The organism is Crossiella sp. CA-258035 (assembly GCF_030064675.1).
Classification (GTDB): Bacteria; Actinomycetota; Actinomycetes; order Mycobacteriales; family Pseudonocardiaceae; genus Crossiella.
Window position 1 is genome coordinate 5709652 of the sequence record NZ_CP116413.1, and the last position, 15926, is coordinate 5725577.

The window sequence follows — 15926 nt, forward strand, 5'->3', positions numbered from 1 at the left end:
ACCCGGCCATCACCAGCGGCCAGGCCGCCTGCCAGCCGGGAACCGCGCCGCAGGCCGGACAGCACCGACCTCATCCTGATCGAGTTCTTCCACCGGACTCGACCCGCCTCGCGATCCAGCTGAACTCGGCCCGCTGGCTCAGAGAGCGCTCTCGGTCAACCGGGTGCCGACGCAGCGCCGCCAGCGCGACCTGCACCGCCGGTCTCCCCCGGCTGCCCTCACGCAGCAGCACCACGATGTCCCGCCCAGCGTCCTCCGCGTCGATCCCCACCGTCACCATCCCCGGCCACCGGGCCAGATCGGCGATCGCGGGCACGCAAGCGACCCCGTGCCCCGCTGTCACGAACGCCGCCAGCACCGCCACGTCGCTGGTCCGGTGCAGGATGTCCGGGGTGAACCCGGCGCGGTGGCACAGCGCGGGCACCAACCTGCCGAAGTAGCTGCCCGCCTCCCCCGCGATCCAGCGTTCCCCGGCCAGCTCGGCGATCCGCACCACGCCGGAGCGCCTGGCCAGGCGGTGGCCGGCGGGCAGGGCCAGGCGGACCGGGTCGCGGAAGAGGACCTCGGTGTGGGTGCCGGGCTGGATGGTCAGCGGGGCACTGTCGTAGGAGGAGACCACGGCCAGGTCGAGCCGGCCGGCGGGCACCGCGTCCTGGGCCTCCTCGGTGGTGACATGCGCGGCTTCCACGCGCAGGCGCGGGTGCTCGGCGGCCAGGTCGGTGAGCACGCCGGGCAGCACGCCGGCGGCGATGGTCTGCACCGCGCCGATCCGGATCACACCCGACGGGTCGCCCCTGACCCGTTCGGCGACCGTGCCCGCCTCCTCCAGCTCGTGCAGCACCCGCTCGGCGTGCCCGGCCAGCAGCAGCCCCGCCTCGGTGAACCGCAGGGTGCGACCCACCTTCTCGGTCAGCGCGACCCCGGCGGCCCGTTGCAGCGCGGCGAGCTGGTGGCTGGCCGCGGACCGGCTCAGGTGCAGTGCCTCGGCGGCCGCGGTCAGGGTGCCCCGGCGGCGCAGCTCGTGCAGCAGGCGCAGGGCGGGCAGGGACAACACCGGTGCACCATATCGAACACTATCCGATCAATTGTTGAACTTGTGTGCCACCGTGGCACAGGGTCTGCTGGACCCGTGACCCTCCCGTACGCCCCCGGCGCCATCCTCGACGACACCCGATCCCACCTGCGCAAACTCGACGAGGCCCGCCGCCACATCCGGCACCGCGCCGCCGAGGCGCTGCCCCTGCACAACGTCAGCGGCCTGGACCGCCGCGTCGACCTGCCCGAGCTGGACACCTGGGTCCTGGACGACGAGTGGGCGGGCGCGCTCTACGCCGAACCCCTGCACGAGCTGGGCCTGGAACACCTGGGCGGCGAGTCCGGCCGGGACGACGTCCTGGTCACCAACCGCCTCACCGCGGCCCTGTACGCGGCCATGCAGGTCACCGTCCGGCCGGGCTCCACCGTGGTCGGCGTCTCCCCCAGCTACAGCCATCCCGCGGTGGCCCGCGCGGTCCGCGACTCGGGCGGCCACCTGGTCGACACCACCATGGCCGCACTCGCGGAAACCCTTGCCGCGCAACGGGATGTCTCGGTGGTCGCGCTGACCCGCCTCGCCGTCACCTACGACGCGCTGAGCACCGAGGAGCTGCACCGCGTGGTCGAGCTGGCGCACGCGCACGGCGCGCTGGTCGTGGTGGACGACGCGGGCGGCGCGCGGGTCGGCCCGGCCGTCCTCGGCCAGCCCCGCACCCTGGAGCTCGACGCGGACTTAGGCGCCACCGGCCTGGACAAGTACGGCGTCGGCGGACCCAGGGTCGGCCTGCTCGGTGGCCGCGCCGACCTCATCGCCCAGGCTCGCGCCCGCGCCTTCGAGCTCGGCAGCGAGTGCCGCCCGGCCCTCTACCCCGCGGTGGTGCAGACCCTCCAGGACTACCGCCCGGAACGAGTCCGCGAGCTGGTCGCGCAGACCCACGTGGTCGGCGCGGCCCTGCGCGCCCGCCTCGGCGACTGGGTTGAGCAGACCCCGTTCATCACCCGCCTGCCCGGTGCCGGGGTGCTCGCCGAACTGGCCCGCCGCAAGCCCGTCGGCCCGCTCGCCCCGATCGAGGCCACCGCGGCGCTGGCCATGACCCTGCTGCGCGACCACGGCCTGCTCACCGTGCACTTCGCCGGGTTGCCACCGGGCACCGACGCGCTCCTGATCAAGTTCCTGCCGCCGGAGACCATCACCGCGATCGGTGGCCCGGACGCCTTCGCCGCCGCCGTCGACGACGCCTTGGACCAGACCGCCGCCGCGGTCACCGACTTGGCCAGCTCCCGCGCCCTGCTGCACGGGCCGTGAACCGGCCGCTGTCGGTGCCCGGTCGTACTGTGGTTCGCATGTGCCGCAACATCACCACGCTCCGGGGCCTGGAACCCTCCGCGACCCCGGAGGAGATCGAGGCCGCCGCCCGCCAGTACATCCGCAAGATCAGCGGCGTGCAGTCGCTCTCCGACGCCACCCGTGAGGCGTTCGAGCGCGCGGTCGCCGAGGTCGCGGAGACCACCACCCGGCTGCTCGCCGAGCTGCCGGACCGCAAGGTGCCGCCACCCACGGTGCCGCCGCTGCGCCGCCCGGAGGTCCAGGCCCGCCTGGCCGCGAAAGCCAAGGGCTAACTCGGTGCCGTGACCTCGGCGGCGAGTGCGTCCAGCGGTCTGTTCCGCGTACCGGCCGGGCGGTTCCGCCCAGCGGCCATCGTCTTCGACGGCCTCGCGCAACGTGACCGAGGCCCCGGGCGTCTTCTGATCATGGCAACTCTCACCAGCCTCGCACTCGCCGCGACCACCGCCCTGGCCACCGCGGCACCAGTGGCCCCGGCCGCCGACACCGTCCTGATCACCCAGGTCGGCCAGCCGGACCGGGCGGCCGCGCTCGCGCACTGGACGCCGGAGCGGATGCGCACGGTCGGCCAGGACTCCGGGGACCGGGCCGAGCGGGTGGCCACGCCGCACACCGGGGCGGCCAGGGGCGTGGGCAGGCTGTTCACCACCCAGCAGCCGGGGCCGGAGACCTGGTGCACGGCCACCGCGGTGGCCAAGGACGTGGTGGTGACCGCGGCGCACTGCGTGTGGCCGGGCTACACCCGCTGGGAGGAGCCGATCGAGGTGCGCAACCTGGTGTTCGCGCCGGGCTACGACCAGGGTCAGACGCCGCTGGGGGTGTACCCGGCGCGGGCCTTCCTGCTGCAGAGCTCCTACACCAAGCAGTCCTCGCCGGATGTGGCCATGGTGGTGCTGGATCCGGTGGACGGCCGGCACGTCGGCGACCGCGCGGGCACCCAGCGGCTGAGCTTCGACCCGCCTGCCTCGCTGGAGACCACCATCCTGGGCTACCCGGGATCGAAGGCGGGGCTGGGGCAGAAGCTGTTCCGGTGCGAGCTGCCGGCCAAGCGCAGCTCGCAGTGGGAGACGCTGTGCGACATGGCCGGTGGCTCCAGCGGCGGCCCGTGGTTCACCGGTTTCAACCCGGCCACCGGCGAGGGCACCCTCTACTCGGTGACCAGCAAGGGCACCGTGGACCTGGACGAGACCACCGGCGAGGTCTACACCAAGGACCTGGTGGGCACTCTGCTCTCGCCCGCCGACCGCGAGCTGCTGACCCGCGCCGAACAGCTCTGAACCGTCCGACCGCGAACCACGCTGTCCGACTGAGAACGGTGGTCAGGGCCGGGGCGGAGCGCACAGAATGAACAATGCGCGCCACCACTTCGCTCCGCCTTGCCCTGCTCGCCGCCGTGCTCGCCACCGGACTCGCCGCCCCGGCCGCCACCGCCGCGCCCGCCTGCACCTGGCGGGCGAGCGCGGTGCCCACCCCGGCCGGACTCGACCCAGCCGACTTCGCGGTCACCGGCTCCGACGGCAGCGGCAACTACTCCGGGCACTACAAGGCGGGCTCGGCCGAGGCCGTGTTCTACCGCTGGGTCAACGGAAACCCGGTCGCGCAGCCACCGGCGGCGACCGCGCTGCGGCTGGTGGTGGACGAGAACGCCGCGGGCACCGTGCTGTTGCAGGGCGAGACCGGCGTGCTGTTCACCCAGACCAAGGCCGGGGCCTACCAGCGGCTGGCCGTGCCCGCCGGGTTCACCTCGGTGACCGCGCTGGCGATCAACAACCGCGGCGAGGTGCTCGCCTCGGCCACCCGCACCGCGGACAACCGCTCCGTCGGCCTGCTCTGGCGTTCGACCGGCACCGTGGCCGTGGACGCGCCCGGCACCTCGGGCGTGCGCGCGATCGACCTGGACGACCAGGGCGCGGTGCTGCTCAACACCACCAACACCGCGGAGCTGGCCGCGCTGGTCTGGCGGGACGGCGACATCAGCCGGAACGGCTTGCGCACCAAGCTTTCTCCGCGTGCCATCAGCGGCGGGATGGCCGTGGGCGTGGACCTCAGCAGCATCGAGCCCGCCGGCTGGCAGTGGGACAGCGAACGCGGCAACGTGACCTACCTGCCGCGCTCCACCTGGGCCGAGTCGATCAACCCCACGCAGCTGGTCGGCGGGCAGGCCGACCGGCCCGACGGCCCGCCCGCGGTGTGGCGCGCCGAGTCCTTCGTGACGCTGCTGCCGCTGCTGCCGGGCATGGCCACGGCCAGGGTGAACCACGTCGGCGACGACGGCGTGGTGTTCGGCCGGGGCGGCGGGCCGCTGCGCTCGGTGCGCTGGCACTGCGCCTAGGGGCTGTCCGCGAGGTCCTGACCGAGGAGTTGTCCCGCGCGCTCGATGCAGCGCAGCCGAGCGGGCGAGAAGTCGTACGGCATCTTGGTGATCGCTTCGAAGGCGCTCATCCGCCGGTCGTGCTGCTCGTCCAGGTCGCCGTGGATCTCGAAGAGCTCCTCCTCGGCCGTGTCCAGCCCGGCGGCCTCGATGGCCCGCCCCAGGGCCTTGTGGTGGTGGTAGCGCTGGATGGCGAGTGCTTCCACGCGCGGGTCATCGGGCTCGACGCCGTCATCGAGGGCGGCCTCAGCCGCGTCGAGCCGGTCTTCCTCAGCCCGCAGGCCGGGGTGGGTGGCCAGCACGATGAACGCGCTGGCCTGGATGGCGGCGGCCAGCGGGCCGAAGATCCGTTCCGTGACCAGCAGGGCGTCCAGGTCGGCGGGGCGCAGCGCGCCTGGGGGCAGGTGGCTGAGCCGGTCGGTCACCAGGTCCGACAGCAGCCCGAGTGGGTTGCCCACGGCCCGCAGGCGCTGGACGGCCATGCGCTGACGTCTGAGGTCGGCCTCCTGGGCGGCCAGGGTCTCCGCCAGGCGGCCCAGGTTCTCCTCGATGTCCCGGGTGTCGTCGAACGCGGCCCGCATGTCGTCGAGCCTGATGCCGGCCTCGGCTATCTTGCGGATCCACAGCAGGCGAATCATGTCGTGGTAGCCGTAGCGGCGGCGGCCGTCCCCGCCGCGCTCGGGCTCCGGGAGCAGACCGATCTGGTGGTAGTGGCGGATGGCGCGTGGGGTGGTTCCGGCGAAGGCGGCGGCATCACCGATCTTGACCTGACGGGGCGGCGTGACGGAGAGGTACATCGCGAACCGAACCTTTCGTGCTGTGGTGCCGCCAAGGACAGCACATGCCGCTGCGGCAGCTGCAAACAAAGTTCTCTAGATAGGACAACCGCCGGAACGGGTGAGCCACCGCTGCTCGTCCTGCCCGCCCCATCCCGCGCTCCTAGCGTCGGAAGCAGTCGGGGAAAGCGAGGGAACCCAATGTTCTCGCAGGTCAAGAAGCTCACGCTGGTCGTCGCGGTACTCATGGGCGGGCTCACCGGCACCGCCGCCGCGGCACCGCCACTGGCGGAGGTCGATCCGGTCACCGCGGTGTTGCGGCTGGCCGATGCCGCCGCGCACCTGTGTGAGGAGGAGAAGCCGCAACTGGTGACCAAACTCGGCGAGGCGGCGGACAAGGCGCTCGGCGAGCTCCAGAAGATCAAGGGCGCGCCGGCCGAGCTGGCGGCGGCCCAGTTCGGGCTGGCCGCGATCCTCAGCGCGGACATCTGCAAGGACATCACCAGCGAGGGCGCGGCCGGGCTGATCGGCACCAAGGACTTCCGGGAGCTGGTGCTGAAGTTCTGCGAGATCGCGCCGAAGTTGCTGACCTTCCACAAGGAAAACAAGGAAGAGGTCGACAAGGTGCTCACCAAGCTCATGGACGAGGTGGCCAAGATCATCAGCGGCACCCGCTAGCCATGCACGTGACAGCGGCCGGTTCCCCAGGGAGAACCGGCCGCTGTCACGTTCGCGTTCAGCTCATGTGCGCGAACTTCTCGTCCGTGGCCCGCCGGTCCTGCCTGCGCTGCTTGACGTTCTCCACCATGGTGTAGAGCGTCGGCACCAGCAGCAGGGTCAGCACCGTGGAGGACACCAGCCCGCCGATCACCACGATGGCCAGCGGCTGGGAGATGAACCCGCCGCCGCCGGTGAGGCCCAGCGCCATCGGGATCAGCGCGAAGATCGTGGCGGCCGCGGTCATCACGATGGGGCGCAGGCGGTGCCGCCCGCCCTCGATGACGGCCTCCCGCACGCTCAGGCCGTCCCTGCGGTACTGGTTCATCAGGTCGATCAGCACGATCGCGTTGGTCACCACGATGCCGACCAGCATCAGCATGCCGATCAGCGCCGGGACGCCGAGGGCCTTGCCGGTGATGAGCAGCAGGCCGATCGCGCCGGTGGCCGCGAACGGGATGGAGACCAGCAGGATCAGCGGCTGGACCAGGCTCTGGAAGGTGGCCACCATGATCACGAACACGATGGCGATCGCGACCAGCAGGGCCAGACCCAGGTCGGAGAACGCCTTCTGCTGCTCCGCGCTGACGCCGCCGATGGTGTAGTTTGCGCCGCCGGGCAGCTTGAGCGCGTCCAGCTTCTGGCGCAGCTGGGTGGTCACCTCGCCCAGGTTCTGGCCGACCGGGGTGGCCTTCACCGTGGCGCTGCGGGAACCGTTGATGCGCTTGATCTGCACCGGGGCGTCCACCTGCTTGACCTCGGCCACCGAGTCCAGCCGGACCGGACCGGCCGCGGTGAGCAGCTGGTATGCCTTGATCTGGTTCAGGTTCTCCGGCGCGGCGCCGCCGCTGAGCTGCACGTCCTGCCGCTTGCCGTCCACCGAGATCTGGCCGACCGTGGCGCCCCGGAATGCCTGCCCGAGCAGCTGGCCCACCGACTGGTCGCTGAGCCCGGCCTTGCCCGCGGCCTCCCGGTCCAGGGTGACCTGCACCCGCGGGGCGCTGTCGCCGAGGTCGCTGGCCACGTCGGTGACCCCGCTGATGCTCCGCACGGTGTCGGTGACCTGGTCGGCCGCGGTGCGCAGCGCGCCGGGGTCGGAGGCCTGCACGTTGACCTCGAGGTTGGTCGAGCCGAGGCCGCCACCGCCGCCACCGCCCGCGCCGACGGTGATGTCACCGGCGCCGCTGAGCTCGTTGGTGCGCTCGCGCAGCTTCTTCTCCACCGCGGGAGTGTCCACATCGTCCTTGAGCGTCACCGAGTAGCTCGCGGAGTTGCTGCCACCGCCGCCGCCGAAGGCCGCGAAGCCGCCCGCCGAGCCGACGTTGACCTGGTAGGTCTTGACCTCGGGGGTGTCCTTGAGCACCTCCTCGACCTTCTTGGCCGCGGCGTCGGTGGCCTGCAGGCTGCTGCCGATGGGCAGTTTCTGTTGCAGGGCGATGGTGTTCTGGCCGGAGGAGTCCAGGAAGTTGGTCTGCAGCTGCGGGACCAGGGCCAGGGTGCCGCCGAAGACCAGCACCGCGGCGATCACGGTGAGCCAGCGGCGTTTGGTGACCCAGCGCAGGATCGGCACGTACATCCGCTGCATGAAGCCGCGGCGTTCCTTCTCCACCTGCGCCCGCAGCACCTCGCGGGCCTCTTCCTCGTCCTCGGGCAGCACGCTGGGCTTGAGGAACCAGTAGGCCAGCACCGGGATGATGGTCAGCGCGACCAGCAGCGAGGCCAGCAGGGCCACCGTGACGGTGAGCGCGAACGGGGCGAACAGCTCGCCGACCATGCCGCTGGTGAAGGCGATCGGCAGGAACACCGCGACCGTGGTCAGCGTGGAGGAGGTGACCGCGCCGGCCACCTCGCGCACGCCGTCGAGCACCGCCTCGCGTTTTTCCTCGCCGTAGCCCAGATGTCGTTTGATGTTCTCCAGCACCACGATCGAGTCGTCCACCACCCGGCCGACCGCGATGGTGAGCGCGCCGAGGGTGAGCATGTTCAGCGACAGGTCGCCGGTCCACAGCACGATCAGCGCGATCACCAGGGACAGCGGGATCGAGACCGCGGTGACCAGGGTGGAGCGGATGGACAGCAGGAAGATCAGGATGATGATGACCGCGAAGCCCAGGCCGAGCGCGCCCTCGGTGGTCAGGCCCTCCACCGACTTCTCCACGAACGGCGCCTGGTCGAAGACCACGTCCAGCTTGGCGTTGCCGCCGACCGACTCGGCCAGGCTGCCCAGCTTGTCCCGCACCGCGTGCGAGACGTCGACGGCGTTGCCGTCCGGGGACAGGGTGACCGAGATGCCGAGGCTTTCCTTGCCGTTGGTGCGGGTCAGCGAGCTGGCCGGGGCCTGGCTCTCCTTGACCGCGGCCACCTCGCCGAGCTTGACCGGCTTCGGCGCGCGGTTGGCCGCGCCACCGGGCCCGCCACCGCCGCCCGCGCCACCGGCGCCGCCCGCGCTCGGCGTGAGGTAGAGGTTCTGCAGGTCCTTGAGCGAGCCGAGCTGCTGGCCGACCTGGACCGACAGTGACTTGTCGCCGTCGGTGATGGACCCGGCCGGGATGGAGATCCCGTTGGCGCGCAAGGCTTCCGCTACCGAGGTCGGGGCGAGTCCTGCCGCCAGCAGCTTGGCGGTGTCCGGGGTGATGGTGACGACCTGCTTGGGCGCGCCGGTGATCGTGGCCTCGCGCACCCCCGGCAGCCGCTGCAACTCGGGCACCACGCTGCGGTCCAGCTTCTGCGCCAGGTCGCGCAGCTCGCCGTCGGCCGAGGCGGCCAGCACCACCGCGGGCAGGCTGTCGGTGGAGCCGACGATGACCTCCGGCTCGACGTCCTGCGGCAGCTGCTTGCCGATCCGGTTCAGCGCCTGCTGGATGTCGTTGACCGCGTCGCTGACCACGGTGCCGTACTGGAACTGCACCTGCACCGTCGAGGAGCCCTCGCGCGAGGTGGAGGTGACCTTGTCCACCCCGTTGATCCCGCGCACCGCGTTCTCGACCGGGATGCTCACCTGGTCCTCGACCAGCTCCGGCGAGGAACCGGGGTAGCTGGCCACCACGGTCGCCGCCGGGAACTCCAGCGAGGGCAGCAGCTCCTGTTTCAGAGACGGGATGGCGAACGCCCCGAATGCCGCCGCGACTATCGCGATCAGCGCGATCAGCGCCCGGTTGGCGAGGCTCAGCCTGGCCAGCGAAGTCATGCTCGTCTCCTGAGTTGGGTATTCAGCCTGGTGCTAATAGTCTGCCTCACCCGAAGGGTGTAGGTGGTGTGGGGCTGTTAACGTCCGGTACCCGCAACACGAACGTTGCATGCCGAGGCCGAGGAGCAGAGTTGCCGGAGGAGTTGCCTGCGGAGCGGTCGCAGCTGATCGACTCCCTGATGGCCGCCCAGCGGCAGCTGCGCGCGCTGGCGGCCTCCGACCACGGCAACCCGCTGTTCTCGATCAACCTGACCATGCAGCAGCTGCGGCTGTTGCTGGTGGTGTCCATCCAGGGCCCCCGTTCCAGCCAGGAACTGACCCATGAGCTGAAGGTCAGCCCTGCCACCGTGACCGGGCTGGTGGACCGTCTGGTGGCACACGGCTACGTCCAACGTCGTGAGGATCCCAACGACCGGCGCATCCGGCGCATCGAACCCACGAAAGAGGGACACGAGCTGATCGCCCGGCTGGATGATGCGGGTTCCACCCACTTCCGCGGCTTGCTGGACCGGCTCGACGCCGAGGACCTGCTGGCCCTGGACCGGGTCATCCGCCGCCTGGTGGAGCTGGCCCACGAGGAGAAGGGGACCTCACCGTGAACCTGCCCGAACAGCTGTACCTGCTGGCCTGTGACCCGGAGCGGCGCCGGGTGCCCGAACGCGACAAGCTCGGCCGGGTGCTGCGCGCCGCCGCCCTGACCGACCTGGTGCTGCGCGGCGGGCTCACCGACGCCGACGGCCGCCCGGTCACCGACTCGGTGAAGCCGACCGGCGACCAGCTCCTGGACGAGGTGCTCGCCGAGGTCAGCCGGGACAAGCCACGCAAGTGGCGGGCCTGGGTGTCCCGCAACCACCGCCCGATGCTCAAGCAGGTGCAGGCAAACCTGGCCCGCACCGGCGCGATCTCGGTCCGGCAGCGGCGGGTGCTGGGACTGTTCCCCGTGGACGAGGTGACGGTGCACGACGCGGTGGCGCGGGAGCGGCTGCGCGAGCGGGTGCGCGGCGTGGTCATCGAGGAGCGCACGGGGGCCGCGGAGGAGACGGCGCTGGCCGCGCTGGCCGCGACCGGGGAGCTGCGGCTGGTGCTCACCGCGCGTGAGCGGCGGCAGCACAAGACGCACATCAAGGAGCTGCTGGCAGCCGTCGGTCCCGCGGGCCCGGCGCTACGCAAGGTGATCGACGGCCTGAAAGCCGCCCACTCCGCCGCCGTCCACGGCGGAGGCGGCTGAGTTCGGCCAACACCCGGTACCACAACGGCCAACACGGCGTCCGGAACGGCCAACACGCGGGCGAGGGGTGCCCCTCGCGCGTGTTGGCCGTTTTCGTACGGTGTGTTGGCCGTTGTTGGCTGGTTAGCGGCCGAGCTTCTTGTCCAGGCCTGCTCGGCGCAGGGCGTCGGCCATCGCGCCGCCCATTCCGCCGCCGGAACCGCCCGAGCCGCCGCCGTCGCGACGCTGGCCGCCACCGGAGCCGCCGCGCTGACTACCGCCACCGCCGCGCTGGCCGCCACCGCCGCCGCCGCGGTTGCCGCCGCCCTGCGGACGACCGCCGCCCCGGGACTCGCGCGGGTTGCCGCCGCTCTTCTCCGGCTCGTCCTCCAGCCGCAGTGTCAGCGAGATGCGCTTGCGGGCCGGGTCGACCTCCAGGACCTTCACCCGGACGATGTCGCCGGACTTGACCACGTCGCGGGGGTCCTTGACGAAGGTGCGGGACATCGCCGAGACGTGCACGAGGCCGTCCTGGTGCACGCCGATGTCGACGAAGGCGCCGAAGGCCGCGACGTTGGTGACCTGGCCTTCCAGGATCATGCCCGGTTGCAGGTCGGCGATCTTCTCCACGCCTTCCTTGAAGACCGCGGTCTGGAAGGCGGGGCGGGGGTCGCGGCCGGGCTTGTCCAGCTCCTTGAGGATGTCGGTGACCGTGGGCAGGCCGACCGTGTCGTCGACGAAGTCCTTGGGCTGCAAGGAGGTCAGCACCCTGGTGTTGCCGATGAGCTCCTTGAGCTCGAGCTTGGCCGCGCCCGCGATGCGGCGCACCACCGGGTAGGACTCCGGGTGCACGCTGGAGGAGTCCAGCGGGTCGTCGCCGTCGGGGATGCGCAGGAAGCCCGCGCACTGCTCGAAGGCCTTGGGGCCCAGCCGGGCCACCTTCTTCAGCTCGCTGCGGGAGCGGAACGGGCCGTTGTCGTCGCGGTGCAGCACGATGTTCTCGGCCAGGCCCTCGCCGATGCCGGACACCCTGGTCAGCAGCGGGGCGGAGGCGGTGTTGACGTCCACGCCGACGGCGTTCACGCAGTCCTCGACCACCGCGTCCAGCGAGCGGGACAGCTTCACCTCGGACAGGTCGTGCTGGTACTGGCCGACGCCGATGGACTTCGGGTCGATCTTGACCAGCTCGGCCAGCGGGTCCTGCAGGCGGCGGGCGATGGAGACCGCGCCGCGGATGGAGACGTCCAGCTCGGGCAGTTCCGCGGAGGCGTAGGCCGAGGCGGAGTAGACCGAGGCGCCCGCTTCCGAGACCGTGGTCTTGGTCAGCTTGAGCTGCGGGAACTGCTTGATCAGGTCGCCGGCCAGCTTGTCGGTCTCGCGGGAGGCGGTGCCGTTGCCGATGGCGATCAGCTCGACCTTGTGCTTGTCCGCCAGCCTGGCCAGCACCGCCAGCGACTCGTCCCAGCGCTGCTGCGGCACGTGCGGGTAGATGGTGGCGTGCTCGACCACCTTGCCGGTGGCGTCGACCACCGCGACCTTCACGCCGGTGCGGAAACCGGGGTCCAGGCCCATGGTGGCGCGGGTGCCGGCCGGTGCGGCCAGCAGCAGGTCGCGCAGGTTGGCCGCGAACACCCGGACGGCCTCGTCCTCGGCGGCCTGGCGCAGCCGCATCCGCAGGTCAATGCCCAGGTGCACCAGGATCTTGGTGCGCCAGGCCCAGCGCACGGTGTCGGTGAGCCACTTGTCCGCGGCCCTGCCCTTGTCCTCCACACCGAACTTGGCCGCGATGGCGATCTCGAACCGGCTCGGCCCGGCCGGGGCGTCCTCGGCCAGCTCCTCCGGTTGTAGGGTGAGGTCGAGGACCTCCTCCTTCTCGCCGCGGAACATGGCCAGGATGCGGTGCGAGGGCAGTTTGGTGAACGGCTCGGCGAAGTCGAAGTAGTCGGCGAACTTGGCGCCGTCGGTCTCCTTGCCCTCGCGGACCTTGGCCACCAGCCTGCCGCGGGACCACATGTCCTCACGCAGCGAGCCGATCAGGTCGGCGTCCTCGCCGAAGCGCTCGACCAGGATGGCGCGCGCCCCGTCCAGCGCGGCCTGCACGTCGGCCACGCCCTTGTCCGCGTCGACGAACACCGCGGCGGCGGCCTTCGGGTCGGTCTCCGGGTTGTCCAGCAGGCCGTCGGCCAGCGGCTCCAGCCCGGCCTCGCGGGCGATCATCGCCTTGGTGCGGCGCTTGGGTTTGAAGGGGAGGTAGATGTCCTCCAGCCGGGCCTTGGAGTCCGCGGCGAGGATCTGGGCTTCCAGCGCTTCGTCCAGCTTGCCCTGGCTGCGCACCGAGTCGAGCACGGCGGCGCGCCGTTCCTCCAGCTCGCGCAGGTAGCGCAACCGCTCCTCGAGCGTGCGCAGCTGCGCGTCGTCGAGCATGCCGGTCGCTTCCTTGCGGTACCGGGCGATGAACGGCACGGTGGATCCGCCGTCGAGCAGCTCGACCGCCGATCGCACCTGCCCTTCCCGCACACCGATTTCCTCGGCGATCCGCTGATGAATCGAGGTGGTCACGGGTGACAGCCTGCCTGACGACGGATTCGGGCGGCGCAACTACCCCCCGTGACGTGCCGGGCGGGGCTCACTCCAGCACACCGCCGTGCCGCCAGTAGCCGGAGAAGTAGATCCGCCGCTTGTCCAGGCCGCGGTCCCGGACCAGGTGCCTGCGCAGCTGTTTGACCAGCTCGCTCTCCCCCGCGATCCAGGCGTACGGCAGCCCGGCGGGCAGCTCGGCGGCGCGCACCGCGGCCAGCAGCGCCTGCCCCACCGCGGCGCCTGGTTGCCGCGGCAACCAGCTGATGGCGACCTCACCCAGGGTGTCCAGCGGACGCGCGTCGCCGGGGTCGGGCACCTCGGCGAAGACCACCGCGCGCTCACCGGGCCCGAGAGCCTCCACAATGGACATCATCGCGGGCAGCGCGGTCTCGTCCCCGGCCAGCAGCCGGAAGTCTGTGTCGGCCGGCGGGTGGAACTCGTTGCCCAGCACCGGGAAGTGCCGCGCGTCCGGCCCGCAGATGGCCGCCCGGTCGCCCGGCGCGGCGCGCAGCGCCCAGGCCGAGGCGGGGCCGGTCTCGCCGTGCAGCACGAACTCGATGTCGACCTCGGCGCGCTCGGGATCGTGCCGCCGGATGGTGTAGGAGCGCATCGGCGGGCGGATGTCCGGGTCGATGTCCAGGTACTCCTGGTACCAGTCGCCGCCGCGGGCGGGCAGCCGGAAGTCGGCGCGCTCGGGGCGCGGGAAGAAGACCTTGCAGCGCTGGTCGTTGCCGCCGCTGGCGAAGCCGGCGAGGTCCGGTCCGCAGAAGGTGATCAGGCGGACGCTGGGCGAGAGCCGGACCACGCGCCGCACCGCGACGTGGAAGATGGTGTACGGACGGATCGTCGACCGGTCCAGCGCCTCAGTGCTCACAGAACCCCCGCCTAGGATGCTTAGCCTAACCTTACCAAGATCACCTGGCTGGGGACAGCTCTGGCGGATCGGTAGAATTCGCTGACATGCAGTGGCGACGTGGCGGGTGGGAACGAGAAGCCCCGCCCACCCGAGTGAATCCCGTGCTCACCGACCCGACCAAGCGGTCGGCCACCAGGAAGATGGCGGCCCCCAAGATCGCCACCCCGCTGGCCTACGACCTGGACTTCGGCGCGGCCAGCGCCCGCTGGCTGCTGCTGGCCGGCGCGGTGTTCGGGCTGGCCACGGTGGCCTGCGCGGCGGTGATCGCCAACGGTGACGCCAGGACCTTCACCTGGGTCTGGCAGCTGCTCTTCGCCGCGCTGTTCATCTGGAGCGTGTTCAGCATCCGCGGCACCCTGCGCGGCCGGGGCGTGATCGCCACCGGGGACGCGCTGTCCTGGCGCAGCGACGGCGCGGTGCACCGCATCCCGTGGTCGGAGATCGGCGCGATCGGCGTGGGCACCGCGCCCTGGTTCAACCACGCCAGCCTGGTGCACCCCGAGCAGCGCCAGGCCCTCGAGGTCTTCCCCGCCGACCCGGCCTTCCCGGCCCGCTACCCGGCGCTGGATGAGTGGCGGGTGGAGGAGGAGCCGCCGATGCCCGGCCTGCCGCCCACCCGGTACCGGTTCCCGTTCCCGCCGTTCACCCGGCTGCCGAAGCGGATCGAGCAAGCGGTGCAGGAGATCCAGCCCAAGCGGTGGCACGGCCGCTACCCCAGGCCCCACGGCTGAGCACAATCCAGTGAACATCGCCCGCGTGCCCCTGCCCGGAGTGCGCGGGCGTCCTACTGTCGGGGGTAGCTGATCTTCGTTTCCCTCCTCACGCAAGGTGGTGACGAACGGTGTACCTGGACAGTCGGGCGCTGGACGCGGCCGGGGTCGAGAACAAGGTTCTACGCGAGTCCTACGAGTTCTGCCGTCGGTTGCTGATCACCATGGAGGGCCGGTCGTTCTGGGCGGCCAACCTGCTCTTCCCGCCGCTCAAGCGACCGCACATGTGCGCCATCTACGGCCTGGCCCGCTACGCCGACCAGATCGTGGACAGCGGCGATCCGCGGCACCGGGCCGAGGAGTTCGAGACCTGGAGCTCCCGGCTGCTGAGCGACCTGCGCTCCGGGGTGGGCGGCGACCCGATCGGCCGAGCCCTCGGCCACACCATGCACACCTGGGGTATCGCGCTGGCTGATGTGGAGAACTTCCTCAACGGCATGCGGATGGACCTGACCATCTCCGAGTACCAGGACTTCGCCGACCTGGACCGCTACCTGGAGGCGGTGGACGGGTCCATGGCGCGGATGATCCTGCCCATCCTGGAGCCGCTGGACCCGGCCGCCACCGCGCACACCATCGCGACCAGCAAGGCCATGCAGCTGACCAACTTCCTGCGCGACATCAGCAAGGACTACCGCAGGCTGGGCCGCTGCTACCTGCCGCTGGCGGACCTGGCGCGCTTCGGTGTGCCGCGCGCGGACCTGGGCGCGCGCACCACCAGCCCGGCGCTGCGCGAGCTGGTCCGGTTCGAGATCGCCCGCACCCGGGAGTTCTGGGCGCTGGGCGCGGCCGGGGTGGACCACCTGCACCCCAGCAGCCGCCAGGCCTCCCGGCTGGCCACCGCGCTGTACTCCGGGATCCTGGACGAGATCGAGCGCCGCGACTACGAGGTGCTCGACACCAGGGCGAAGGTGAGCACCCGGCGCAAGGCCGCGCTGGTGCTGCGGGAGTACCTGCCCGCGCCGCGGTCCCAGGCGGCCTGATCACACGTTGTGCTGAACCGCTCGGGCGCCGGGTTGCCG

Annotated in this window: 14 protein-coding genes; 9 read left to right on the forward strand and 5 right to left on the reverse strand. The window is 71.6% G+C overall.

Going from position 1 to position 15926, the window contains the following annotated elements; translation table 11 throughout:
• Positions 1–70 precede the first annotated feature (70 nt).
• On the reverse strand, positions 71–1054 hold the full coding sequence (locus N8J89_RS26110) for a LysR family transcriptional regulator (RefSeq protein ID WP_283659653.1): 984 nt from the start codon (positions 1052–1054) through the stop codon (positions 71–73).
• 75 nt (positions 1055–1129) lie between these two features.
• Between N8J89_RS26110 and N8J89_RS26115 the strand changes: the two genes are divergently transcribed.
• The 4 genes from N8J89_RS26115 to N8J89_RS26130 all read left to right on the forward strand — a co-directional run bounded on the left by N8J89_RS26115 (position 1130) and on the right by N8J89_RS26130 (position 4712).
• A complete protein-coding gene (locus tag N8J89_RS26115; protein ID WP_283659654.1) occupies positions 1130–2341 on the forward strand; it encodes an aminotransferase class I/II-fold pyridoxal phosphate-dependent enzyme in 1212 nt (403 codons plus the stop codon).
• Between the two features lie 38 nt (positions 2342–2379).
• Positions 2380–2655: a DUF2277 domain-containing protein gene (locus tag N8J89_RS26120; RefSeq protein WP_252479877.1), complete on the forward strand. Its 276-nt coding sequence runs from the start codon at positions 2380–2382 to the stop codon at positions 2653–2655.
• Positions 2656–2787: 132 nt separating this feature from the next.
• Complete coding sequence (locus tag N8J89_RS26125; RefSeq protein WP_283659655.1) at positions 2788–3657, forward strand: trypsin-like serine peptidase; 870 nt, start codon at positions 2788–2790, stop codon at positions 3655–3657.
• Between the two features lie 74 nt (positions 3658–3731).
• Positions 3732–4712, forward strand: coding sequence for a hypothetical protein (locus N8J89_RS26130; protein ID WP_283659656.1), 981 nt, complete (start codon positions 3732–3734; stop codon positions 4710–4712).
• Here N8J89_RS26130 and N8J89_RS26135 read toward each other — a convergent pair.
• Positions 4709–5548, reverse strand: a complete 840-nt coding sequence (locus N8J89_RS26135; RefSeq protein WP_283659657.1) for a MerR family transcriptional regulator — start codon at positions 5546–5548, stop codon at positions 4709–4711. The genes N8J89_RS26130 and N8J89_RS26135 overlap by 4 nt on opposite strands.
• Before the next feature lie 180 nt (positions 5549–5728).
• Between N8J89_RS26135 and N8J89_RS26140 the strand changes: the two genes are divergently transcribed.
• On the forward strand, positions 5729–6205 hold the full coding sequence (locus N8J89_RS26140) for a hypothetical protein (protein WP_283659658.1): 477 nt from the start codon (positions 5729–5731) through the stop codon (positions 6203–6205).
• Positions 6206–6263: 58 nt separating this feature from the next.
• Here N8J89_RS26140 and N8J89_RS26145 read toward each other — a convergent pair whose 3' ends face one another.
• Positions 6264–9431 carry an efflux RND transporter permease subunit gene (locus tag N8J89_RS26145; RefSeq protein WP_283659659.1) on the reverse strand — a complete coding sequence of 1056 codons (3168 nt, stop codon included), beginning with the start codon at positions 9429–9431 and terminating at the stop codon, positions 6264–6266.
• Positions 9432–9562: 131 nt separating this feature from the next.
• On the opposite strand from N8J89_RS26145, the gene N8J89_RS26150 reads away from it, so the two are divergent.
• Both N8J89_RS26150 and N8J89_RS26155 read left to right on the forward strand, forming a co-directional pair.
• A complete protein-coding gene (locus tag N8J89_RS26150) occupies positions 9563–10030 on the forward strand; it encodes a MarR family winged helix-turn-helix transcriptional regulator (protein WP_283659660.1) in 468 nt (155 codons plus the stop codon).
• Complete coding sequence (locus N8J89_RS26155) at positions 10027–10659, forward strand: GOLPH3/VPS74 family protein (protein ID WP_283659661.1); 633 nt, start codon at positions 10027–10029, stop codon at positions 10657–10659. Before N8J89_RS26150 ends, N8J89_RS26155 begins: the two co-directional genes overlap by 4 nt.
• Positions 10660–10782: 123 nt before the next feature.
• Here N8J89_RS26155 and N8J89_RS26160 read toward each other — a convergent pair whose 3' ends face one another.
• Together N8J89_RS26160 and N8J89_RS26165 are read right to left on the reverse strand one after the other, a co-directional pair.
• Positions 10783–13197, reverse strand: coding sequence for a Tex family protein (locus N8J89_RS26160; RefSeq protein WP_283659662.1), 2415 nt, complete (start codon positions 13195–13197; stop codon positions 10783–10785).
• Positions 13198–13264: 67 nt separating this feature from the next.
• Positions 13265–14092, reverse strand: coding sequence for a siderophore-interacting protein (locus tag N8J89_RS26165; protein ID WP_283659663.1), 828 nt, complete (start codon positions 14090–14092; stop codon positions 13265–13267).
• Positions 14093–14178: 86 nt separating this feature from the next.
• On the opposite strand from N8J89_RS26165, the gene N8J89_RS26170 reads away from it, so the two are divergent.
• Together N8J89_RS26170 and N8J89_RS26175 are read left to right on the forward strand one after the other, a co-directional pair.
• Positions 14179–14865, forward strand: a complete 687-nt coding sequence (locus tag N8J89_RS26170; RefSeq protein ID WP_283659664.1) for a hypothetical protein — start codon at positions 14179–14181, stop codon at positions 14863–14865.
• Between the two features lie 110 nt (positions 14866–14975).
• On the forward strand, positions 14976–15887 hold the full coding sequence (locus N8J89_RS26175; protein ID WP_283659665.1) for a phytoene/squalene synthase family protein: 912 nt from the start codon (positions 14976–14978) through the stop codon (positions 15885–15887).
• The last annotated feature ends 39 nt before the right edge of the window (positions 15888–15926 follow it).